Raw genomic sequence first — 22,449 nt, forward strand, 5'->3', positions numbered from 1 at the left:
ATGACAACACGAGCATTTCAGAAGATATACACCAAGATTGACAACATCACCAAGGCGACCGTGACGCTCCGCGCCTCGGGCGTGGGCAACGACGAGCTGGCCACCGTGGGCGGCAAGCTGGCGCAGGTGGTGAAGATTATGGGCGAGAACGTGACGCTTCAGGTCTTCGCCGGGACCGAGGGAGTGGCTACGGACTCCGAGGTCGTCTTCCACGGCGAGCCCCCGAAACTGCGCGTCTCGGACAACCTGGCCGGCCGCTTCTTCAACGCCTACGGCGAGCCGCTCGAAGGCGGGGAGACCGTCGAGGGCGAGGAGCGCGAGATCGGAGGCCCGACGGTCAATCCCTTCAAGCGCATCCAGCCTTCGGAGCTGATCGCCACGGGCATCGCCGGCATCGACCTGAACAATACGATCGTCACGGGGCAGAAGATTCCCTTCTTCGCCGATCCCGACCAGCCCTACAACGCCGTGATGGCCAACGTGGCGCTGCGCGCCAAGGCCGACAAGATCATCCTGGGCGGCATGGGCCTCACGAACGACGACTTCCTCTACTTCAAGTCGGTCTTCGAGAACGCCGGTGCGCTGGACCGCATCGTCTCGTTCGTCAATACGACCGAGAACCCGCCCGTCGAGCGGCTGCTCGTGCCGGACATGGCCCTCACGGCCGCCGAGTACTTCGCCGTGGACAAGGGCGAGAAGGTGCTGGTGCTGCTCACGGACATGACCCTCTATGCCGATGCGCTGGCCATCGTCTCGAACCGTATGGATCAGATTCCCTCGAAGGACTCGATGCCCGGTTCGCTCTATTCGGACCTGGCGAAGATCTACGAGAAGGCCGTGCAGTTGCCCAACGGCGGTTCGATCACGATCATCGCCGTGACGACCCTCTCGGGCGGCGACATCACGCACGCCATCCCCGACAACACGGGTTACATCACCGAGGGCCAGTTGTTCCTGCGCAACGACTCCGACACGGGCAAGGTCATCGTGGACCCGTTCCGTTCGCTGTCGCGTCTGAAGCAGCTGGTCATCGGCAAGAAGACCCGCGAGGACCATCCGCAGGTGATGAACGCCTGCGTGCGCCTCTACGCCGATGCGGCCAATGCCAAGACGAAACTCGAGAACGGCTTCGACCTGTCGGACTACGACGAGCGCACGCTCAACTTCGCCCGCGACTATTCGGAGAAACTGCTGGCCATCGACGTCAATATCGGCATCACGGAGATGCTCGACACGGCGTGGAGGCTCTTCGCCGAGTACTTCTCCGAGGAGGAGGTGGCGATCAAGAGCGAACTGGTGGCCAAGTACTGGCCGAAGACCGTCTGAGCGGATGCAACGCGGCACGGCGATGGACGGGAGAACGGGCGGAGGAAGACGCAACCGCCGGGCCTGTGGTCTGGCGCAGTCGGCAGTCATTCCGGTGCCGGCCCGGGGGCCGCTTCTCGTGACGGAGGACGGTCTGCCCGGACGATCGCACGGCACGTCCGCACTGACGGCGGCCGTCAGTCCCGGCGTGGGGACGCTCGTGACGGGCGCGGTCGGGCGGCGGCAGCGTGATTCGGAAAAATAGAAAGCTATGGCAATCAAATTTCAGTATAACAAAACCTCGCTGGGCGAGCTGGGCAAGCAACTGAAGATGCGGCAGAAGGCTCTCCCGACGATCAAGAGCAAGGAATCGGCTCTGCGTACAGAGGTCAAGCGGGCGAAGGACGCGGCGGGCGAACTGCGCCGCCGGCTCGACGCCCTCAGGGCCGAGTACGACTACATGACCGCGCTCTGGGGCGAATTCGACGCCGGACTGCTGCGGGTGGACGACGTGGAGCTCGACACGCAGAAGATCGCGGGCGTGCGTACGCCCGTGTTGCGGGAGGTGCTTTTCGAGGAAAAGCCCTACGATCTCTTTTCGTCGCCCGTGTGGTTCGCCGCCGGGATCGACCTGCTCAAACGCATGGCCCGGCTGGGCATCGAGTACGAGGTTTACAGTCGGAAGATGGAGCTGCTGGACTTCGCGCGCCGCAAGACCACGCAGAAGGTGAATCTCTACGAGAAGGTGCAGATTCCCGGCTACGAGGATGCCATCCGGAAGATCAAGCGCTTCATGGAGGATGAGGAGAATCTCTCGAAATCCGCTCAGAAAATCGTGAAAACCAAGCAACAGGCCGCCGGGGAGGGCGCAATGCTATGATCGCGAAAATGTCCAAATACGCTTTTGTGCTCTATGCGGCGCAGAGCGACGATTTCATCGGGCGGCTGCGCGAACTGGGGCTGGTGGACATCACCACGACGGGCTGGGAGCCTTCGGAGGAGGATCGCCAACTGATGCTCGACATCGAGGGCTGCGCCCGGGCCGCCGAGTTCCTGAAGACGTTCCGTGCGGACGCAGGACGCTTCGACGCGCAGGCCGCGCCGTTCGCTTCGGGCGAGGAGGCGTATGCACGTTATGCCGCGGCGCAGCGCGAAGCCGCCGCCCTGCAGGCCGAGATCGGCCGGCTGGAGAAGGCCGCCGAGGAGCTGCGCCCATGGGGGGCTTTCGACCCGGCGCGTGTCGGGGCGCTGGCCGCCGACGGGGTGGTGCTGCGCTATTTCTCGACGCAGCGCAACCTTTTCGACAAGAATGCGACCGGATGGTCCGCGCAGTATGCCCTGGCCGAGATCGGCCGGTCGGACACTGCCGTGTGGTTCGTCGTCGTGGCGGCTCCGGGCGAGGAGATTCCGCTCGATGCGCAGGAGATGAAGGCGCCCGGCATGGACATCCGCGAGGCCGAGCGCCGCATCGCGGAGGCCCGGGCCGGACTGGCGCGCCTCGACGCCGAATTTTCGCGCGTGGCCGTATCGGAGCGGCTGCTCGCCGGATACGCCGCTTCGCTTCGGGAACGACTGCAAGGCGCGCGCGTGAAGGCCACGGCGCACGCCGAGGCCGAAGGCCGGCTGGTGGTCATGGAGGGCTGGGCCGAGGAGGAGACCTCCGACAGGGTGGATGCCCTGCTCGAAGCCTATCCCGGCGTGGTCTATCTCAAGGGCGATCCCGAGCCCGGGGACGATACGCCCGTGAAGCTGAAGAACAACCGGTTCGCCCGCGTGTTCGAACTGGTGGGCGACATGTACGCCCGGCCGAAATACGGAACGATGGACCTCACGCCCTTTTTCGCTCCCTTCTACATGCTTTTCTTCGGCATCTGCCTCAACGACGCCGGCTACGGCGCCATCCTGACGCTGCTGGGCGTGTGGATGCTTTCGCGGAACCGGAAGCCCGGCATGATGCGGCAAGCCGCGTGGTTCGCCACGCTGTGCGGCGCGATGACCGTCGCGTTCGGCCTGCTGTGCGGATCGTTCTTCGGCATCAACATGAAGGAGTGGTTCCCCGGGATTCCGTTCTTCGATTTCCAGGGCAGGTTTTTCTCCATCGCGCTGGCCATCGGCATGGTGCAGATTCTCTTCGGCATGCTGCTCAAGGTCGTGATGATCTCCTCGACCGCGGGCTTCCGCCATTCGCTCGCCTCGCTGGGGTGGCTGCTTGTGCTGCTGGGCGCGAGCGTGGCCGGCGGACTTCCGATGCTCGATCCCGCCTGGACGATTCCCTTCTATACGCCCTCCTCGCCGGCCTTCTACGCGACGCTCGGCGCGGGAGCCGTGCTGATGCTCTTCTTCAACTCGCCGGGCAGGAATCCCTTCGTCAATTTCGGCCTCGGGCTGTGGGACACCTACAACAACCTGACGGGTATCCTTTCGGACGTGCTGTCGTACATCCGCCTGTTCGCCATCGGTCTCTCGGGCGGCATCCTCGCCACGGTCTTCAATGCGCTGGCCGACGGCTTCGTGCCCGAGGGGGCGAACATCGTCGTGCGGCTGCTCGTCATGGTCCCGATTCTGCTCGTGGGCCACGGCATCAATCTCTTCATGTCCACCATCTCGTCGTTCGTGCACCCGATGCGTCTGACGTTCGTGGAGTTTTACAAGAATGCGGGCTTCGAAATGTCGATGCGTTCGTTCGAGCCCCTGCGCAAAATGGATGATTCGGAAAATCAATAACTAAAAACAATTTACGATTATGGGAACAACAACTGCAATTATTATGGGCTACATCGGCGTAGCGCTGATGGTGGGCCTTTCGGGCGCGGCGAGCTGTATCGGCACTTCGATCGCCGGCCAGGCTTCGGTCGGCGCCATGAAGAAGAACGGCGGCGCATTCGGTAGCTACATGATTCTCTCGGCCATTCCGGGTTCGCAGGGCCTCTACGGTTTCGTGGGCTACTTCATCATCAAGGGTTTTCTCACCGAGTCGATGACCATGCTGCAGGGTGCGGCCATCTTCGGCGCGGGCCTGCTGACGGGCCTCGTCTGCCTCTTCTCGTCGTACTACCAGGCCAAGATCTGCGCCAACGGCATCGCAGCCATCGGCAACGGCCACGACGTGATGGGTAAGACGCTGATCCTCGCCGCATTCCCCGAGTTGTACGCCATTCTGACGGTGGCCGCCATCTTCCTGATCGCGGGCGCCATCTGATCCTCCGCGGAAGCGATTCCGTTCGGGGCGGGCCGCGGGTCCGCCCTTTTTTTCGCTCCGCGCCGCACTCTTTTTCCGCCGATTCTTTTTTCTTTGCATCCGTTTTGCGATCTTTGTGCTGCGATTCATCAACCAAAACATGCGATTTATGACAATGAAACTTTTTTCCGTAACCACTCTGCTCGCCGCGCTGTCGCTGGGCGCTTCCGCCGCGGCCCATGAACGATGCGGAAACCGCGCCGACGTGCCCGTTGCGGCGGCCGACAATACGCGTCTGCCCGCCTCCGCATCGAAATACGCCGTGACGAACCGGCCCGCCGAGGCCGAGCGGCTCTTCACCTCCGAGGCCGTAGAGGCCGAAATCGCCCGCGTCAAGGGCGTGCTCACCAACGCCCGGCTGGCGTGGATGTTCGAGAACTGCTTCCCCAATACGCTCGATACGACGGTGCGCTGGACCCGCGAGGACGAGCAGGGCAGGGACGACACGGTGATCTATACGGGAGACATTCATGCCATGTGGCTCCGCGACTCCGGGGCGCAGGTGTGGCCCTACGTGCAGCTGGCTCCGAAGGACGAGAAGCTGCGCCGCATGATCGCGGGCGTCATCCGCCGCCAGTTCAAGTATATCGGGCTGGATCCCTATGCCAACGCCTTCCTCGATCCGCTCGATCCCGATCCCGACACGCACTGGCAGACCGACGGGACGCAGATGCGCCCCGAGGTTTACGAGCGCAAGTGGGAGATCGACTCGCTCTGTTATCCGATCCGCCTGGCCTATGAATACTGGAAACGGACGGGCGACACGTCGGTTTTCGACGAACACTGGCTCACGGCCATGGAGAATATCCTCCGGACGTTCCGCGAGCAGCAGCGCAAGGAGGGCGTGGGACCCTATACCTTCCTGCGCGTCACGGACCGCCAGCTCGACACGGTGTGCAACGTCGGCAACGGCAATCCGGTGAATCCCGTGGGGCTGATCGCTTCGGTGTTCCGTCCGTCGGACGATGCGACGACCTTCCTGTTCCTCGTGCCGTCGAATTTCTTCGCCGTGACGTCGCTGCGCAAGGCCGCCGAGATTCTCTCGGAGGTGAACCGCAGGCCGGAGATGGCCGCCGAGTGCCGGTCGCTGGCCGACGAGGTGGAGGCGGCCCTGAAGAAATACGCCACCTACGACCATCCCGAATTCGGCGAGATCTACGCCTTCGAGGTGGACGGATACGGCAACCGTTTCCTCATGGACGACGCCAACGTGCCGTCGCTGCTGGCGATGCCCTATTTGGGCGACGTGGACGTGAACGACCCGGTTTATCAGAATACCCGCCGGTTCGTCTGGAGCGAATCGAACCCCTATTTCTTCCGCGGCACGGCGGGTGAGGGCATCGGCGGTCCGCACGTGGGATACGACATGGTGTGGCCCATGAGTATCATGATGAAGGCCTTCACGTCGCAGGACGACGCCGAGATCAAGCGCTGCATCGAGTCGCTGATGACCACCGACGCCGGCACGGGCTTCATGCACGAGTCGTTCCACAAGGACGATCCCGCGAACTTCACCCGTGCGTGGTTCGCCTGGCAGAACACGCTCTTCGGCGAGTTGATCCTCAAGCTGGTGAACGAAGGCAAGGCCGATCTGCTCAATTCGATCGTGATCGAGTGAGGCCCGTTGCCGGACCGTTCCCCGGCGCCGGGGCGGTTGACGGCGCCGCCGTGCGGACCGACGGCGTGAGATTCCGTATGACTACCTAAATTTTACGATATGAAGAGACTGTTGTCAGTCTGCTGCGCATTGCTTTTGGGCGGTGCGGCGCAGGCGAAACCCATCGAAGTCGCGTCGCCCGATGGCCGGCTTCGCCTTACGGTCGAGGTGACCGACCGGATCGACTACACGCTGCGCGACGGCGACGACGCGGTGCTGGGCGGCGAGGGCCTCGCGCTCCGGCTCGCGGACCGCACGCTGGGCGAACGGCCCCGCCTGCGCCGTGTGTCGCGCTCGTCGGCCGACGAGCTGCTGCAACGGATCAACCCCACGAAAAACGCCGGGGTGCGCAATCGCTACAATGCCGTGCGGCTCGACTTCGCGGGCGGCTACGCGCTGGAGTTCCGCCTCTTCGACGAGGGCGCGGCCTACCGCTTCGTGACCTCGTTTCCGGGCGGCATCGACGTCATGGAGGAGCGCGTGCGCTTCACGCTGCCCTCGGGCAGCGAGGCGTGGCTTTCGGAGGTCGGCGGGTTCAACTCGATGTACGAGGAGCCTTACACCCTCCGGCAACTCTCCGCCTTCGGTCCCGACGGCCGTATGACCTACCTTCCGGTGCTGACGGCCGAGCCTTCGGGCCGCAAGGTGCTGCTCGCGGAGTCCGATCTGCGCGACTATCCCTGCATGTTCCTCCGCGGCGACGGCAGGGGAGGCTTCACGGCGACCTTCCCGCGCGTGCCGAAGGAGTACGGGCCCAAGAACGACCGGAGCCTCGAAATCCTTTCGGAGGAGACCTATATCGCCCGGACGGAGGGTGCACGCACGTTCCCGTGGCGGGTGGCCGCCGTGGCGCGCGAAGATGCCGATCTCGTCCGGCAGGAGCTGGTGTGGCTGCTGGCCGAACCGGCCGCCGAGCGGGACTGGAGCTGGGTGCAGCCCGGTTTGGTGAGCTGGGACTGGTGGAACGGCATGCGTCTTACGGGCGTCGATTTCCGCGCCGGACGCAATACGGAGTCCTACCGCCGTTACATCGACTTCGCCGCCGAGTACGGCATTCCCTATATCATCATGGACGAGGGGTGGTCGGCATCTACGACCGACGTGTTCCGCCCCAATCCGAACCTCGACCTCGAGGAGCTGGTCGCCTACGGCGGGCAGCGCGGCGTCCGGATCATACTCTGGCTCACGTGGCTGGCCGTCGAGCGCGACATGGAGCGCCTCTTCGGGCAGCTCGAGGAGTGGGGCATTGCGGGCGTGAAGATCGACTTCATGGACCGCAGCGATCAGTGGATGGTCTCCTATTACGAGCGTGTGACGCGCTGCGCCGCGGAACACCGCCTGCTGGTGGACTGGCACGGCTCCTACACTCCGAAGGGGCTTTTCCGGACCTACCCCAACCTCGTCAATTACGAGGGCGTGCTCGGCATGGAGCAGGGGGCGCGCTGCCAGCCCGAGAACAGCAACCTGCTGCCGTTCATCCGCAACGCCGTGGGGCCGATGGACTTCACGCCCGGCGCGATGCTCTCCGCGCAGCCCGAGGAGAACCGTTCGACCAACTCCAATCCGATGGGATCGGGAACCCGGGCCTACCAGTTGGCGCTGTACGTGCTCTTCGAGGCTCCGTTGCAGATGCTCGCCGACAGCCCCATGGCCTATGAACGCGAACGGTCTTCGGCGGAGTTCATCGCCTCGGTTCCTACGACGTGGGACGAACTGCGCGTCCTGCATGCCGCGTGCGGCAAACAGCTCGTCGTGGCGCGCCGCAAGGGGGCGAAGTGGTACGTCGGCGGATTCACGAACAACGAACCTTTCGAGACGGAGATCGCGCTGGATTTCCTGCCCGCGGGCCGCAAGTTCCGCATGACTTCGTTCGAGGACGGCGTGAATGCCGATCTCCAGGCCATGGATTACAGGCGCCGCGTCCGCATCGTCGATGCCTCGACGCGGATTCCCGTGAAGATGGTACGCAACGGCGGCTGGGCCGCCGTGATCGAGTAGGCCCGCCGGGTCTCCGGGCGGCCGGGTCCTCCGGAAACCGATCGCCCCTGCCACAATCGTGCGGCAGGGGCGATCGCCGTTTTCGGGACATCCGGATATTTGTCCGGCATACGCCGTGCGGTTCCGGAATGCGCTGCGTTCTTCGGGGCGTTCCCTCAAGCCTTTCCGGCCGAAGGCCTACCTTCCTTTCCGGCGCGACGAGCGGTGCGATCCGCCGCCGTTCCGGCCGCGTGACCCGGCCCCGTTCCCGCCGGCGGTGTGGCTGCCGCGCGACCCGTGGAAATCGGGGTCTCCGCCCTTGTGCCGGGCCGGGGCTCCGGGCAGCAGCAGCTCGAAGTCGAGCTGCCGCTTCTGCAAGTCGGCGCGCTTGACGCGGATGCGCACGGCGTCGCCCAGCGTGAGGCGGCGGCCCGTGGCGCGGCCGACGATTTCGTAGGTCGTCTCCTCGAAGGAGAAGTAGTCGCCTTCGATGTCCCGCAGGAACGACATGCCCTCGATGTGCGTCTCGTCCAGCTCCACATAGACGCCCCACTCCGTGAGGCCCGAGATGTGGCCCTCGAACTCCTCGCCGATGTGCTCCTTCATGAATTCGACCATCTTGTATTTGATCGAGGCGCGTTCGGCCTCCGCGGCGATCACCTCGCGGTCCGACGCCCGTTCGCACAGGGCGTCGATTTCGGCCTTGTCCGCCGATTTGCCCCCGGCGAGGTAGTGCGCCAGCAGGCGGTGCACCATCATGTCGGGATAGCGGCGGATGGGCGACGTGAAGTGCGTGTAGCAGGGGAACGCCAGTCCGTAGTGGCCGATGTTGTCGGTCGAGTAGTAGGCTTTGGCCATGGCGCGCACGGCCATCGTCGAAACGGCGTTCTCCTCGGTCGAACCCTTGATCTGCGCGAAGAGCTTGTTCATCTCCCTGGCGACGGCGCGGCCTTTCGAGGCTTTGAAGACGTGGCCGAAGCGGAGGATGAACTGCCGGAACCGGTCGAGCTTCTCCTCGCTCGGGGTGTCGTGCACGCGATAGACCATCGTGCGCGGCACGGCACGGCCCTTTTCGCTGCGGCGGTGGCTGCAGAACTCCGCCACGCGGCGGTTGGCCAGCAGCATGAACTCCTCGATCATCTGGTTCGATTCCTTCTGCTCCTTGAAGTAGATGCCCAGCGGCCTGCCGTTCTCGTCGAGCCGGAATTTCACCTCCTCGCGGTCGAACGAGATCGCGCCGTTGCGGAACCGCTGGCGGCGCAGTCCCTGGGCCAGACGGTTGAGCGTCAGAATCTCCTCGGCGTAGTCGCCGCGGCCCGTCTCGATCACCTCCTGCGCCTCGGCGTAGGTGAAGCGGCGGTCGGAGTGGATCACCGTGCGGCCGAACCATTCGTCGAGAATCTCGAGGTTCTCGTCGAGCGTGAAGACCGCCGAGAAACAGAGACTCGTCTCGTTGGGGCGCAGCGAGCAGAGCTCGTTCGAGAGCCGCTCGGGCAGCATCGGCACGGTGCGGTCCACCAGATAGACCGACGTGCCGCGCTCTACGGCCTCGTCGTCGATCGTCGAGTGCGGGCGGACGTAGTGCGTGACGTCGGCGATGTGCACGCCGATCTCCCACACGCCGTCGCGCACCCTGCGCACCGACAGCGCGTCGTCGAAGTCCTTGGCGTCGGCCGGGTCCACGGTGAAGGTCACCGTGTCGCGGAAGTCGCGCCGCGAGGCGATCTCCCCGGCCGTGATCCGGGCGTCGATGGCCCCGGCGGCCCGCTCGACCTCCTCCTCGAAGCGGTAGGGGAGTTCGTATTCGGCCAGAATGGCGTGCATCTCCGTATCGTTGTTGCCGGCCATGCCCAGCCGCTCGACCAGCTCGCCCACGGGGCTTTTGCTGCCCGGCTGCCAGTCGGCGATGCGCACCACGACCTTCTCGCCGTCGCGGATGTCGGGGCACGTGCGTTTCGACAGGTAGATGTCCATGGGCATCCGGCGCGAGTCGGCGCGCACGAAGATCTGGTGCGCGCCCACCTCCGCCACACCCACGTAGGGCTTACGGTTGCGTTCGACGATGCGCGTGACCTGGCCTTCGAGTTTCCCGTCGCGGCCGCGGTGCATCACGGCCACCTCCACGCGGTCGCCGTCGAGGGCGTTGGAGGCGTTGCGCTGATTGACGAAAATATCGTTTTCGAGCCCTTCGACCCGCACGTACACCGCGCCCGAGGAGGTCATGTCGGCCACGCCCTCGTAGTGGGGCAGGTGCTTCTGCGTGAGGCGGTACTTCTCCCGTGCGCACTCCTCGACGATCCCCTCCTCGAAGAGCCGCCCGAGGATTTCGAGCGTCTCGCGGCGGCCCTCCTTCGAGGCGCCTCCCGAGGCCGAGGCCAGGTGCTTGAGCGAGAACTTGTTGTTGGGAGCCTCGCGGAAAAGATTCAGTATCACGGACGTCCGGTCCGTCTTCGCCGCGCTTCGCTGAGTGCGGCGGGTGTTTTGCTTTTTCATTGTCTGTTGAGTATTTGCAACGCCAGGCGGCCCATGAAGCCGATGCCCGCGTCGATGGCCCCCTCGTCGGGGGAAAATGAGGACGTGTGGGGGCGTCCTGCGGCGGCGCCCACCCCCAGCCGGTAGAACAGCGACGGATAGACGCGGCAGTAGAACCCGAAATCCTCGGCCGTGGTGCGCAGCGGGAGCATCTCGACCTTCAGCCCCGTCTCTTGGGCCAGCGCCACGGCCCGTTTGACGAGGATTTCGTCGTTCACCACGCACGGATAGCCGCGGCCGATCCCGACGTCGGTGCGCACGCCGTGGCGTTTGTCGATGTCCGCGGCGATGTTGGCGATGCGGCGGTGGATGATTTCGCGCTCGCGTTCGTCGAAGGTGCGCAGCGTGCCCTCCATGTACAGTTCGTCGGGCACGACGTTCGTCGCCCCATCGGCCTGCACGCGGCCCACCGAGAGCACGCACTCCTCGCCGTTGAGCGCGACGAGGCGCGTCAGCAGCTCGGCGCCCGCCGCCACGGGGTCCCTGAGCTGGCTGCGCAGCGCGCCGTGGCCGCCCGTGCCGCGGACCCGGAGGCGCAGCTCGTCGCTCGCGGCCATGTACTTCCCGGCGCGGAATCCCAGCGTGCCGACTTCGAGCTGCGGCTCCACGTGCTCGCCGATCACCGCCCGGATGTCGTACTCCCCGAACGGGTCCTCGGCCAGCACCAGCGAGGCGCCTCCGGGGTTGCACTCCTCGCCGGGCTGGAACAGCCCGAGGAGCGTGCCGCCGAAGTCGGGATCGGCGGCCAGGCGTTGCAGGACGCCGAAGAGCACCGCCGCGTGCACGTCGTGTCCGCAGGCGTGCATCACTCCTGCGTTCCGGGAGCTGTACGCCAATCCGGTCCGCTCGGCGATCGGCAGGGCGTCGATGTCGGCGCGCAGCACCACGGCCCGCCGGTCGCCCGGCGTCGTCCGGCGTCCCGGGATGCGTGCCAGAATGCCCGTCCGGGCTATCGTGCGGTGTTCGATGCCCAGCTCTGCGAGCTGTTCTGCGATGAATGCCGCCGTGCCGTCCTCCCGGAACGAGAGTTCGGGATGCGCGTGCAGCCGGCGGCGGAATTCGACGGGTGTCATTTCGTATCGGTTTGGTCTGTCGTCTCTTTTGCGGCCGGACCCTCTCAGAAGAGGGCCTTCACGATCTGCTGGATGTTGGTCGTGCGGCTCATCGTATAGTAGTGGAGCACGGGGACGCCTGCGGCCATCAGTTCGCGGCTTTGGGCGACGGTCCACTCCACGCCCACTTCGCGCACGTGCTCCGGGTGCGCCTTCGCTTCGCGGACCAGCTCTTCGGGCAGCGTCACGGCGAAGGTTTCGGGCAGCACCTCCAGGTGGCGCAGCGTCGAGATCGGCTTGAGGCCCGGGATGATCGGCACGACGATGCCCGCCTCGCGGCAGCGGCGCACGAAGTCGAAGTAGCGGCTGTTGTCGAAGAACATCTGCGTTATGACGTACTCCGCCCCGGCGTCGATCTTCTCCCTGAGGTGGCGGATGTCGCTCGTCACGTCGCGGGCCTCGAAATGCACTTCGGGGTAGCCGGCCACGCCGATCGAGAATTTCGAGTGGTGGCACTCCTCCACTTCGCCGTCCACGAACTCCCCGCGGTTCATCGCCGCGATCTGCCGCACGAGGTCCGCCGCGTGGGCGTGTCCCTGCGGGTGGGGCATGAACCGCCGTTCGTTCTGCGACCGGTCGCCGCGCAGCGCCAGCACGTTGTGCAGCCCGAGGAAATCCATGTCGATGAGCGTGTCCTCGATGTCGTATTTCGAGAGGCCCCCGCAGATCAGGTGCGGGACCACCTCCACGCCGTAGCGGTGCTGGATGGCGGCCGAGATGCCCACCGTGCCGGGACGGCGGCGCACGACGTGCCATTCGATGCCGCCGTCCGGGAGCGCGGTCTCCTTGATACCCTCGCGGTGGTAGGTGATGTTGATATAGGCCGGGTCGAAGGGCATCAGCGGGTCGATGGCCGCGAAAATCTTCTGCATCCCGTCCCCCTTGAGCGGCGGCAGCAGCTCGAAGGCGAACCGGGTGCGTCCGGCGGCGATGGCTTCGTTTATGATCTCTGGTACGTTCATCGGATGTTGTTCGGAATGATTTTTTTCACTTCCCCGGCCTCCATGCCCCTGCGGCGGGCGTAGTCCAGGAGTTGTTCTGCGTCGATCCGGCCCACGGAGAAGTACTCCGCGTCGGCGAAGAACAGTCCGCAGAGCGCCTCGCCCGGGGAGATCATCCAGTTCTCCGTCAGGCGCATCCCCGTCGTGATCTCCACCGCGAGCAGATCGAAGACCTCCCGTTTGAGCGAGTGGTCGGGCGAGGCGGGATAGCCGAAGGCCATGCGGCGGCCCCGGTATTCGCCGCGGACGATCCGCCCGGGAGGGAGCGGGTCGCCCTGTTCGTAGCCCCACATTTGCCGCCGCACGAAGGCGTGCACGGCCTCGGCGAAAGCCTCCGTCAGGCGATCGGCCAGCAGCTTGGCCATGATCGCCGAATAGTCGTCGCCCTCCGCGCGGAACCGCTCCGCGAGCTCTTTCAGCCCGATGCCGGCCGTCACGGCGAAACAGCCGATCCAGTCCCCTTCCGGAGCGATGAAGTCCGCCAGCGAGCGGTTCTCCTCGCCGCGCGTCTGGTTGCGGAGCATCGCCAGGGTCCGTTCGCGCCCCTTGCTGTCCGTCACCCGGATGTCGTCGCCCTCCGCACGGGCGGGGAAGATGCCCGCGACGGCCTGCAACGTCAGCAGCCGTTCGTCGCGGATGCGCGCCAGCAGCGCCTGCGCGTCGTCGAAGAGCCTGCGCGCCTCGGGCCCCTGTTCGGGGTGGTCCAGAATCTCCGGGTAGCGGCCCTTCATGCCCCAGGCGGGGAAGAAGAAGTTCCAGTCGATGTAGGGTTCGACGTCGGCCACGTCGTAGTCGGGGAAGACCATCCGCCCCGGGTGGAGCGGCCGCACGGGACGGTGCGGCGCGGTGCGGCGGGCGTTCCTGCGCGCCTCGGCGATCGGAACGAGTTCGCGCGCGGCCTCCCGCCGGAGGTATTCGCCGCGCAGGGTCTCCTGCCCGGCCTTCACGACGGCGGCATACCGCTCGCCGCCGTGACCGAGCAGCCGTGCGAGAATCTGGCTGTTGCGGCTGGCGTTCGCCGAGTGGACCACGACGCCCGAATAGACCGGGGCGATCCGGACCGCCGTGTGGAGGTCCGAGGTCGTCGCGCCGCCGATGATGACCGGAATGCGCAGCCTGCGGCGCTCCAGCTCCTCGCAGACGTGCGCCATTTCGTCGAGCGACGGGGTGATCAGTCCGCTCAGGCAGATGCACTGCGCGCCCCATGCCACGGCTTCGTCCACGATGCGTTCCGATTCGACCATCACGCCCAGGTCGCGGATTTCGTAGCCGTTGCAGGCCATCACTACCGAGACGATGTTCTTGCCGATGTCGTGCACGTCGCCCTTGACCGTGGCGATGAGCACCTTGCCGGCGCTGTGCGGCGCCTGTTCCGCTCCTCGTTCGATGTAGGGCGTCAGCGCCGCCACGGCGCGCTTCATCACGCGGGCGGTCTTCACTACCTGCGGCAGGAACATTTTCCCCTCGCCGAAGAGGGCTCCGACCCGCTCCATCGCGGGCATCAGCAGCGTGTCGATCACCGCCATCGGGCTTCCCAGCGTTTCGTAACCCTCCAGTGCGTCCTGTTCCACGTAGTCGGCCACGCCCTTAAGCATCGCGTGCCCGATACGCTCCTCGAGCGTCCCCGCACGCCATGCGTCGGGAGCCTGCGGCTGTGCCTGGGCCGTCTGCTGCACCTCGTGGGCGTACTCCGTGAGCCGCTCCGCGGCGTCGGCCCGGCGGCAGAGGATCACGTCCTCGACGCGGCAGAGCAGTTCGGGTTCGATCTCGCTGTAAACGCGGAGCATCTGCGGATTGACGATGCCCATGTCCATTCTGGCCCGGATGGCGTGGTAGAGGAACGCCGAGTGCATCGCCTCGCGCACGGCGTTGTTGCCGCGGAAGGCGAACGAGAGGTTCGACACCCCGCCCGAGACCTTCGCGTGGGGGAGGTGCTCCTTGATCCAGCGCGTCGCGTCGATGAAGGCTTTGGCATAGCCGTCGTGTTCGGGGATTCCCGTGGCCACGGCCAGCACGTTGGGGTCGAATACGATGTCTTCGGGCGGGAATCCGTCGCCGGTGAGCAGCGCGTAAGCCCGCTCGGCCACTTCCGTCTTGCGCTCGAAGGTGTCGGCCTGCCCCCGCTCGTCGAAAAGCATCACCACCGCGGCGGCGCCGTAGCGGCGGATCTCCCGGGCGCGGCGCAGAAATTCCGCCTCGCCCTCCTTGAGCGAGATGGAGTTCACCACGGCCTTGCCCTGCGTCGCCTCCAGCCCGGCCTGCAGCACCTCCCACTTCGACGAGTCGATCATCACCGGCACGCGGGCGATCTCGGGCTCCGAGGCCATCAGGTTGAGGAACGTGCGCATGGCCTGCGGACCGTCGATCAGGCCGTCGTCCATGCAGACGTCCACGATCTGCGCCCCGGCCTCGACCTGCGCGCGGGCCACCGAGAGCGCCTCCTCGTAGTTGCCTTCGCGCACGAGGCGGGCGAAACGGGCCGATCCGGCGACGTTCGTGCGTTCGCCGACGTTGATGAAGTTCGCCTCGGGGACGATCCGCAGCGGCTCCAGACCGCTCAGCACCGTTTCGTGCCGCGGTGCGGGCAGCGGCCGCGGGGCGTAGCCGCCGACGATCTTCGACAGTTCGAAAATGTGCGCCGGCGTCGTGCCGCAGCAGCCTCCCACGATATTGACCAGCCCGCGGCGCATGTATTCGCCCACGTCCTCGGCGAACATCGCGGGGGTCTCGTCGTAGCCGCCCATGACGTTCGGCAGGCCGGCGTTGGGGTGCGCCGAGACGCGCACGCCGGCCACGGCGGCGAGCCGTTCGAGGTAGGGGAGCAGCTGTCTGGCTCCGTAGGCGCAGTTGAGCCCCACGGAGAGCAGGCGCGCGTGCGACACGGAGACGGCGAAGGCTTCGACGGTCTGTCCCGAGAGGGTGCGGCCGCTGGCGTCGGCCAGCGTGCCGGAGACCATGACGGGAACCCGTTGCCCCCGTTCGGCGCAGAGGGTGTCGATGGCGTAGAGGGCCGCCTTGGCGTTGAGCGTGTCGAAGACGGTCTCGATCAGCAGGATGTCCGCGCCGCCGTCCAGCAGGCCCCGCGCCTGCTCCGTGTAGGCTTCGGCGAGCCGGCGGAACGTCACTTCGCGCGCCGCGGGGTCCGCCACGTCGGCCGACATCGAGGCGGTGCGGTTCGTCGGGCCCATCGAGCCGGCCACGAACCGCGGCTTGAGCGGGTTGCGCTCCGTGAAGGCGTCCGCCGCCCGGCGGGCCACGGCGGCCGCGGCCTTCGAAATCTCGTAGGCCAGTCCCTCCAGGCGGTAGTCGGCCAGCGACACGGCGTTGGCGTTGAACGAGTCGGTCGTGATGATGTCGGCCCCGGCCCGAAGGTATTTTTCGTGAATCTCGCGCACCGTGTCGGGGCGGGTCAGCGCAAGCAGGTCGTTGCACCCCTTGAGCTGCACCTCCCAGCGGCGGAACCGCTCTCCGCGGTACTCCTCCTCGCCGAGGCCGTAGCCCTGCACCATCGTGCCGAATCCGCCGTCGAGCAGCAGGATGCGCTCGTCGAGGCAGTCGTATAGTTTGTTGCTTGTCATGTTCCGTTTCCGTGTTTTTTTCGCCGTCCGGCGGCGTCCGTGCGCAGCGGCGGCCGTCCGCGGCCGCATCCGTGCGGCCTATTGGCGGACGAGCTCGATCTCGAAGAGTTTGCTCCAGTTCTTGCCCGTGAGGAAGATGCGGCCCGTGGCGGCGTCGTAGGCGATGCCGTTCAGCACGTCGGTTCCGGGCGTGCGGTCTTCGTCGGGCAGCAGCCCCCGCAGATCGACGATCCCCTCCACGCGGCCCGTCGCCGGGTCGATGATGACGATCTGGTCGGTCGTGTAAACGTTGGCCCAGATGCGGCCGTCGATCCACTCCAGCTCGTTGAGCAGCTCCACGGGTTCGCCCCGGAGCGTGACGGTCGTGCGCCTTTCGCGGCGGAACGTCGCCGGGTCGATCGTGTAGAGATTCGCCGTGCCGTCGGTCATGTAGAGTTTCTCGCCGTCGGTCGTCAGCCCCCACCCCTCGCCGGCGTAGCGGTGGTCGCGTAGCCCGGTGCGTTTCTCCGGGTCGTAAACGTGGGCCGTGTTCGACTGCCAGGTGAGCTGGAACAGTTCGCCGCCGACGAGCGCGATGCCTTCGCCGAACTCCGAGCGGGGGAGCCGGAAGAGCACCTCCGTGCGTCCCGTCGCCAGGTCGGTCCGCTGCACGACCGACTGCCCGTACTGCCCCGTGCCTTCCCACAGCAGTCCTCCGGCGAAGAACAGCCCCTGCGTGTAGGCCGAGGTCGAATGGGGATGGACCGCCTTCACGCGGTAGGTGTAGTGGACGGGTTCGGCCGCCGCGGCCGTGCGCGTCGTGTCCCCGGCGCGTCCGGTGCGGGCCGCGGAGCCGCCGCAGGAAGCCAGCAGCAGCGCGGCGGCGAGCAGATATGCGGTTCTGTTCATGTATGCGATGGAGAATAATCGTGCAAAGATACGTTTTTTGCGGCATAGTTCCGCGCCGGAGCTGCATATTTGTATTGCGAAGCGGTGAATTTTACCTATCTTTGTCCGTTCAAACCTTTGATCCGAACGATACTATGTGGAAACGACTGACTCTTTTGTGTCTCCTGTTCACGACGGTCTCCCTCGCGGCGTCGGGAGCCGACGGCGGCCGGGTCGGGCAGCGCATCGCCGCGCTCGAAGGCGTCGAGGAGACGAAAGCCCTGCCGGCGGGCGAGTTCGCCGGGAAGTACGAGGTGATGCTGACGCAGCCGCTCGACTGGCGCCATCCTGAGCGGGGAAGCTTCTTGCAGCGCGTGGTGGTGATGCACGTCGGATGGGACCGTCCCACGGTGCTCATCACGCAGGGTTACGACGCCAACTTCGCGCTGCCCGAGAAGTACCGCGACGAGCTGTCGGAGCTTTTCGATACGAACATCGTCTTCGTCGAGCACCGCTATTTCGACCGCTCGACTCCCGAGCCGCTGGACTGGCGCTACCTGACGGCCGAGAATTCGGCCTGCGACCTGCACCGCATCCGGACGCTCTTCGGCGAGCTGTACCCCGGCAAGTGGATCGCCTCGGGCATCAGCAAGGGCGGCACGACGACGATGCTCTATGCGGCCTATTTCCCCGGTGACGTGGATATTTACGTGCCCTACGTGGGCCCGGTGTGCCATGCCGTGGAGGACAAGCGCTTCGCGCCGTTCCTCGCGCAGGTCGGCACGGCGGAGAGCCGCGCCGCTGTCCGGGAGTTTCAGCGGGAGGTTTTCCGCCGCAAGGCCGATCTGATGCCCGGCTTCCGCGCGGTCTGCGAGCAGAAGGGTTACGCGTTCCGGGTCCCCGTGGAGGAGATTTTCGACTACTGCACCCTGGAGCTGGGGTTCTCCCTGTGGCAGTGGGGATTCGATCCGGAGAAGCTCCCTTCGGCGGAGGCTTCCGACGAGGAGGTGCTCGATTTCCTCGTGGCCAATGCCGGACCCGACTACTTCTCCTCCGGCAACGCGCAGGCGCCCTTCTTCGTGCAGGCGGCCCGCGAACTGGGCTACTATCCCTACGATGCCGAGCCGTTCCGCGAGTACACGTCGGTCGATACGCGGGACTACCTGCGCCGGCTGTTTCTGCCCGAGGAGCTGCGGGGTACGAAGTTCTCGAAGAAACTCGGCCGCAAGATCACCCGCTACCTGAAGAGGAACGACCCGCGGATGATCTTCATTTACGGCGGCGACGATCCGTGGACGGCTCCCGGCGCGGCGTGGGCCGCGACGCCCGGCAAGCGCAACATGAAGGCCTTCGTGCAGCCCGGCGGCAGCCACCGCACGCGGATCGCCACGCTGCCCGACTCGATGCGCCGCGAGGCCGTCGCCACGCTGCGCGGCTGGCTCGCGGAGTAACGGCGCGCCGTCGCCCCCGGCGGGGATTCCCCGCAGCGGCCTTCCGCCCGGTGCGCGGCGCGGAGAGGCGGAGGAAAATATTTGTCGGATTCGCATTGCCGTTAATTCTTTATTTCGTATCTTTGCAGGCCGATTCCGAGAGGTAAGAAACAAAATAACAACCGATTCAATATGAATATCGTAAGAGAACAACGCGAGCAGAACACCTCGCTCATCAAGGTTACGGTGGGCGAGCAGGATTATGCGCAGGAGGTCGACAAGGCGCTGCGCGAGTACAAGCGCAAGGCCAACGTCCCGGGTTTCCGTCCGGGCATGGTTCCGATGAGCCTCATCAGGAAAATGTACGGCAAGGGCGTGCTGGCTGAGCAGTCGTACCGCAAGGCGTCGAACTCCGTCTTCGAATACCTCCAGAAGGAGAACATCGACTACCTGGGCGACGTCATCCCTTCCGAGGAGCAGGGCGACTTCGATTTCGAGAACGGAACCGAGTTCGAGTTCGTGTTCGAGATCGGCGAGGCTCCCGAGATCAAGCTGGAGCTTTCGGACAAGGACAAGCTGACCTACCATAAGATCAAGGTGGACAAGAAGATGCACGAGGACTACCGCTCGAACTTCCTGCGCCGCTTCGGCCGTCTGGTGGACGCCGAGAAGGTCTCTTCGGACGAGGCGCTGACCGTGACGCTCGACAACGGCGAGATGAAGGTCGAGGACGCTTACGTGGGGCTGATCTCCATGTCGGAGGAGGAGCGCAAGCCCTTCGTCGGCAAGAAGGTGGGCTTCAAGACGAAGGTGAACGTCAATGAGCTCTACAAGAACCCTTCGCAGCGCGCCGCCTGCCTTCAGGTCAAGGAGCACGAGCTGGAGGGCATCAATCCCGAGTTCGAACTGGAGATCACCAAGATCCGCAAGTTCGCCGAGCCGGAGCTCAACGAGGAGTTCTTCAAGATGGCTTTCCCCGCGGGCAACGTCAAGACGGCCGAGGAGTTCGAGAAGTTCATCGACGCCCAGATCGAGTCGGAGCTGCGCCGCGAGAGCGACTACCTCTTTACGCTCGAGGTGCGCAACTACCTGGTCAAGAAGGCCGGCCTGAAGATGCCCGAGGCGTTCCTCAAGCGCTGGCTCTACACCATCAACGAGGGCAAGTTCACGATGGAGGAGATCGAGAAGGATTTCGACCAGTTCCTCAAGATGTTCACGTGGAATTACCTCCAGAAGCACTTCATCAAGGCCGACAACCTCTCGGTGAGCAAGGAGGAGGCCGAGGCCGAAGCCAAGGCGCTGGCCGCCGCGCAGTTCGCGCAGTACGGCATGCCGTCGGCTCCCGAGGACATGCTCGCCGGCTACGCAGGGAAGATTCTCGCCGACAAGGAGCAGGGGCAGAAGATTTACGAGAAGCTCTACGAGACGAAGGTCGTCGAGGACGTGAAGTCGAAGGTCAAGGTGACGGAGAAGTCCGTCTCCGCCGACGATTTCGCCAAGCTGGCGCAGGCGCTTTAGCACGGGGCCGCCGGTCTCTCCCGCGGCCGGAAACAGGCTGCCGGAGCCGTGCTTTCGGGGGGGGGATACCCGGCGACAGGGCGGTTTCCGCCCTCTTTCCGGGCCGGAAAAACAGCGATAAAACGGCGGAATGATGACTGCATTCGCAAAAAGGCTCGGAACTCTGCGAAAAAATACCTATCTTTGGACTTTGCAGGCTTGAAGTTTGCAAAGTCCTTTTTTTGACTGAAAACGAAATTGACATGACTTCCGAATTTGAAAAATACGCCCGGCTGCACTGCGGCATCGGCTCGCTCAGGCTGCACGATTTCCGCTCGGCGAGCGCCGCATACGTCTCGCCGACGATCATCGAGGAGCGGCAGCTCAACGTCGCCACGATGGACGTCTTCTCGCGTCTGATGATGGACCGCATCATCTTCCTCGGCGCCCCGATCTACGACGATGCGGCCAATATCATTCAGGCGCAGTTGCTGTTCCTCGAGTCGGTCGATCCGGAGAAGGACATCCAGATCTATATCAACTCGCCCGGCGGGTCCGTCTCGGCCGGGCTGGGCATCTACGACACGATGCAGTTGGTCAGCTCCGACGTGGCGACCATCTGCACGGGCCTCGCGGCCTCGATGGGCGCCGTGTTGCTCGCGGCGGGCGCCAAGGGCAAGCGTTCGGCGCTGCCGCACTCGCGGGTGATGATCCATCAGCCGCTGGGCGGGGCGCAGGGGCAGGCCTCGGACATCGAGATCACGGCCCGCGAGATACTGAAGACCAAACGCGAGCTGTATGAGATCCTCGCGGCGCATTCGGGCGTCTCGATCCGCAAGATCGAGAAGGACGCCGACCGCGACCACTGGCTGTCGGCCAGGGAGGCCAAGGAGTACGGCCTGATCGACGAAGTGCTCTCCAAACGCGAAAAGTAACCTTGCATGGCACAGAATAAAAACGGCAACAACAATGCCTCCCGCGGCGGCGACAACTGCTCGTTCTGCGGCGCCCGGCGCTCGGAGGTGGAGATCATGTTCCAGGGAGCGAACGGCGCCTCGATCTGCAACAAGTGCATCGAGAACGGCTACAAGATCATGCTCGACAACGACATCGTTCCGGGACGGCAGCGCGCCGCCGCGGCTCCGCTCAGGATGGAGGAGCTGCTCAAACCGGCCGAGATCAAGGCGTTCCTCGACCAGTACGTCATCGGGCAGGACGCGGCGAAGCGTTACATGTCCGTGGCGGTTTACAACCACTACAAGCGGCTCATGTACGCCCCGAAGGAGAACGAGGTGGAGCTCGACAAGTCGAATATCGTCCTGGTGGGGCCCACGGGCACGGGCAAGACGCTCATGGCCCGCACGATCGCCCGGCTGCTGAAGGTTCCCTTCACGATCGTCGATGCGACGGTCCTCACGGAGGCGGGCTATGTGGGCGAGGACGTCGAGAGCATCCTCTCGCGGCTGTTGCAGGTGGCCGACTACGACGTGGCGCAGGCCGAGCGCGGCATCGTCTTCATCGACGAGATCGACAAGATCGCCCGCAAGGGCGACAACCCCTCCATCACGCGCGACGTCTCGGGCGAAGGCGTGCAGCAGGCGCTGCTCAAGATTCTCGAAGGCACGGTGGTGAACGTTCCGCCCCAGGGCGGCCGCAAGCATCCCGAGCAGAAATTCGTCCAGGTCGATACGCGCAACATCCTCTTCATCTGCGGCGGCGCGTTCGACGGGATCGAGAAACGCATCGCCCAGCGGCTCAATACGCGCGCCATGGGTTACGGACGGCTCAATGCCGATCCGATCGACCGCGGCAACCTGATGCAGTACGTCACGCCGCAGGACCTCCGGTCGTTCGGGCTGATTCCCGAGCTGGTGGGCCGTCTTCCGGTGCTGACCTACATGCAGCCGCTCGACAAGGCGGCGCTGCGTTCGATCCTCACGGAGCCGAAGAACGCCATCGTCAAGCAGTACGTGCGGCTCTTCGAGCTGGACGGCGTGGAGCTTACCTTCGACGAGGAGGTGCTCGACTACATCGTGGACAAGGCCGTCGAGTTCAAGCTCGGCGCCCGCGGCCTGCGTTCGATCTGCGAGGCGATCATGATGGACACCATGTTCGAGCTGCCTTCGACCGACACGCGGAAATTCACCGTTTCGCTGCCTTACGCCCGGAAGAAGGTCGAGAAGGCGAACATGCGGGAGCTCAAGCAGGTGGGATGACGCCCCGGGGACGGTCCGGCCGGAGAGACCCCGGCCGGT

16 protein-coding genes are annotated in these 22,449 nt (G+C 65.2%); 11 read left to right on the forward strand and 5 right to left on the reverse strand.

The annotated features are described in order from the left end of the window. The 7 genes from KB554_RS06095 to KB554_RS06125 all read left to right on the forward strand — a co-directional run bounded on the left by KB554_RS06095 (position 1) and on the right by KB554_RS06125 (position 8,198). Positions 1-1,326 (forward strand): V-type ATP synthase subunit B, encoded by a 1,326-nt coding sequence (locus KB554_RS06095; protein WP_141427919.1) that lies wholly within the window; start codon positions 1-3, stop codon positions 1,324-1,326. 22 nt (positions 1,327-1,348) lie between these two features. Beyond that, positions 1,349-1,570, forward strand: coding sequence for a hypothetical protein (locus KB554_RS06100; protein ID WP_211035215.1), 222 nt, complete (start codon positions 1,349-1,351; stop codon positions 1,568-1,570). A 6-nt stretch (positions 1,571-1,576) separates the two neighbouring features. Beyond that, entirely contained in the window at positions 1,577-2,185 is a 609-nt protein-coding gene (locus tag KB554_RS06105; RefSeq protein ID WP_141427918.1) for a V-type ATP synthase subunit D, read from the forward strand. Then, on the forward strand, positions 2,182-4,029 hold the full coding sequence (locus tag KB554_RS06110) for a V-type ATPase 116kDa subunit family protein (protein WP_242116310.1): 1,848 nt from the start codon (positions 2,182-2,184) through the stop codon (positions 4,027-4,029). Before KB554_RS06105 ends, KB554_RS06110 begins: the two co-directional genes overlap by 4 nt. A 43-nt stretch (positions 4,030-4,072) precedes the next feature. Then, the gene (locus tag KB554_RS06115) at positions 4,073-4,504 is read left to right on the forward strand and encodes an ATPase (RefSeq protein ID WP_198418195.1); all 432 of its coding nucleotides are present in this window, start codon (positions 4,073-4,075) and stop codon (positions 4,502-4,504) included. A gap of 154 nt (positions 4,505-4,658) precedes the next feature. Further along, the gene (locus KB554_RS06120; RefSeq protein WP_211035354.1) at positions 4,659-6,161 is read left to right on the forward strand and encodes a glycoside hydrolase family 125 protein; all 1,503 of its coding nucleotides are present in this window, start codon (positions 4,659-4,661) and stop codon (positions 6,159-6,161) included. A 99-nt stretch (positions 6,162-6,260) separates the two neighbouring features. Further along, complete coding sequence (locus tag KB554_RS06125) at positions 6,261-8,198, forward strand: glycoside hydrolase family 97 protein (protein ID WP_211035216.1); 1,938 nt, start codon at positions 6,261-6,263, stop codon at positions 8,196-8,198. A 177-nt stretch (positions 8,199-8,375) separates the two neighbouring features. Here the strand turns inward: KB554_RS06125 and rnr are convergent, their stop codons facing one another. From rnr to KB554_RS06150, 5 genes are all read right to left on the reverse strand, one after another. Then, positions 8,376-10,670 carry a ribonuclease R gene (rnr, locus tag KB554_RS06130; RefSeq protein ID WP_211035217.1) on the reverse strand — a complete coding sequence of 765 codons (2,295 nt, stop codon included), beginning with the start codon at positions 10,668-10,670 and terminating at the stop codon, positions 8,376-8,378. Next, positions 10,667-11,782 carry a M20 family metallopeptidase gene (locus KB554_RS06135; RefSeq protein ID WP_211035218.1) on the reverse strand — a complete coding sequence of 372 codons (1,116 nt, stop codon included), beginning with the start codon at positions 11,780-11,782 and terminating at the stop codon, positions 10,667-10,669. The genes rnr and KB554_RS06135 overlap by 4 nt, the downstream gene beginning before the upstream one ends. 44 nt (positions 11,783-11,826) lie before the next feature. After that, positions 11,827-12,783 (reverse strand): methylenetetrahydrofolate reductase, encoded by a 957-nt coding sequence (locus tag KB554_RS06140; protein ID WP_211035219.1) that lies wholly within the window; start codon positions 12,781-12,783, stop codon positions 11,827-11,829. Continuing rightward, positions 12,780-16,400 carry a methionine synthase gene (metH, locus tag KB554_RS06145; protein ID WP_211035220.1) on the reverse strand — a complete coding sequence of 1,207 codons (3,621 nt, stop codon included), beginning with the start codon at positions 16,398-16,400 and terminating at the stop codon, positions 12,780-12,782. The genes KB554_RS06140 and metH overlap by 4 nt, the downstream gene beginning before the upstream one ends. 78 nt (positions 16,401-16,478) lie before the next feature. After that, positions 16,479-17,288: a glutaminyl-peptide cyclotransferase gene (locus tag KB554_RS06150; protein ID WP_211035221.1), complete on the reverse strand. Its 810-nt coding sequence runs from the start codon at positions 17,286-17,288 to the stop codon at positions 16,479-16,481. Positions 17,289-17,422: 134 nt separating this feature from the next. Here KB554_RS06150 and KB554_RS06155 point away from each other — a divergent pair, with 134 nt between their 5' ends. The 4 genes from KB554_RS06155 to clpX all read left to right on the forward strand — a co-directional run bounded on the left by KB554_RS06155 (position 17,423) and on the right by clpX (position 22,410). Then, positions 17,423-18,718, forward strand: a complete 1,296-nt coding sequence (locus tag KB554_RS06155; RefSeq protein WP_211035222.1) for a S28 family serine protease — start codon at positions 17,423-17,425, stop codon at positions 18,716-18,718. 171 nt (positions 18,719-18,889) lie between these two features. Beyond that, entirely contained in the window at positions 18,890-20,215 is a 1,326-nt protein-coding gene (locus KB554_RS06160) for a trigger factor (RefSeq protein ID WP_211035223.1), read from the forward strand. 242 nt (positions 20,216-20,457) lie between these two features. Beyond that, positions 20,458-21,129: an ATP-dependent Clp endopeptidase proteolytic subunit ClpP gene (gene clpP / locus KB554_RS06165; RefSeq protein WP_141427908.1), complete on the forward strand. Its 672-nt coding sequence runs from the start codon at positions 20,458-20,460 to the stop codon at positions 21,127-21,129. A 6-nt stretch (positions 21,130-21,135) separates the two neighbouring features. After that, the gene (clpX, locus tag KB554_RS06170; protein ID WP_141427907.1) at positions 21,136-22,410 is read left to right on the forward strand and encodes an ATP-dependent Clp protease ATP-binding subunit ClpX; all 1,275 of its coding nucleotides are present in this window, start codon (positions 21,136-21,138) and stop codon (positions 22,408-22,410) included. Positions 22,411-22,449: the final 39 nt, after the last annotated feature.

It is taken from the genome of Alistipes sp. Marseille-P2263 (assembly GCF_018101075.1).
GTDB lineage: Bacteria > Bacteroidota > Bacteroidia > Bacteroidales > Rikenellaceae > Alistipes > Alistipes dispar.

Excerpts from the sequence above, each read along its gene's own strand:
- KB554_RS06100 (WP_211035215.1), top strand. The coding sequence starts at position 1,349 with ATGGACGGGAGAACGGGCGGAGGAAGACGCAACCGCCGGGCCTGTGGT.
- KB554_RS06155 (WP_211035222.1), top strand. The coding sequence starts at position 17,423 with ATGTGGAAACGACTGACTCTTTTGTGTCTCCTGTTCACGACGGTCTCC.
- KB554_RS06105 (WP_141427918.1), top strand. The coding sequence starts at position 1,577 with ATGGCAATCAAATTTCAGTATAACAAAACCTCGCTGGGCGAGCTGGGC.
- KB554_RS06140 (WP_211035219.1), bottom strand. The coding sequence starts at position 12,783 with ATGAACGTACCAGAGATCATAAACGAAGCCATCGCCGCCGGACGCACC.
- KB554_RS06150 (WP_211035221.1), bottom strand. The coding sequence starts at position 17,288 with ATGAACAGAACCGCATATCTGCTCGCCGCCGCGCTGCTGCTGGCTTCC.
- rnr (WP_211035217.1), bottom strand. The coding sequence starts at position 10,670 with ATGAAAAAGCAAAACACCCGCCGCACTCAGCGAAGCGCGGCGAAGACG.
- clpX (WP_141427907.1), top strand. The coding sequence starts at position 21,136 with ATGGCACAGAATAAAAACGGCAACAACAATGCCTCCCGCGGCGGCGAC.
- KB554_RS06115 (WP_198418195.1), top strand. The coding sequence starts at position 4,073 with ATGGGCTACATCGGCGTAGCGCTGATGGTGGGCCTTTCGGGCGCGGCG.
- KB554_RS06095 (WP_141427919.1), top strand. The coding sequence starts at position 1 with ATGACAACACGAGCATTTCAGAAGATATACACCAAGATTGACAACATC.
- KB554_RS06160 (WP_211035223.1), top strand. The coding sequence starts at position 18,890 with ATGAATATCGTAAGAGAACAACGCGAGCAGAACACCTCGCTCATCAAG.
- KB554_RS06135 (WP_211035218.1), bottom strand. The coding sequence starts at position 11,782 with ATGACACCCGTCGAATTCCGCCGCCGGCTGCACGCGCATCCCGAACTC.
- clpP (WP_141427908.1), top strand. The coding sequence starts at position 20,458 with ATGACTTCCGAATTTGAAAAATACGCCCGGCTGCACTGCGGCATCGGC.
- KB554_RS06120 (WP_211035354.1), top strand. The coding sequence starts at position 4,659 with ATGAAACTTTTTTCCGTAACCACTCTGCTCGCCGCGCTGTCGCTGGGC.
- KB554_RS06110 (WP_242116310.1), top strand. The coding sequence starts at position 2,182 with ATGATCGCGAAAATGTCCAAATACGCTTTTGTGCTCTATGCGGCGCAG.
- metH (WP_211035220.1), bottom strand. The coding sequence starts at position 16,400 with ATGACAAGCAACAAACTATACGACTGCCTCGACGAGCGCATCCTGCTG.
- KB554_RS06125 (WP_211035216.1), top strand. The coding sequence starts at position 6,261 with ATGAAGAGACTGTTGTCAGTCTGCTGCGCATTGCTTTTGGGCGGTGCG.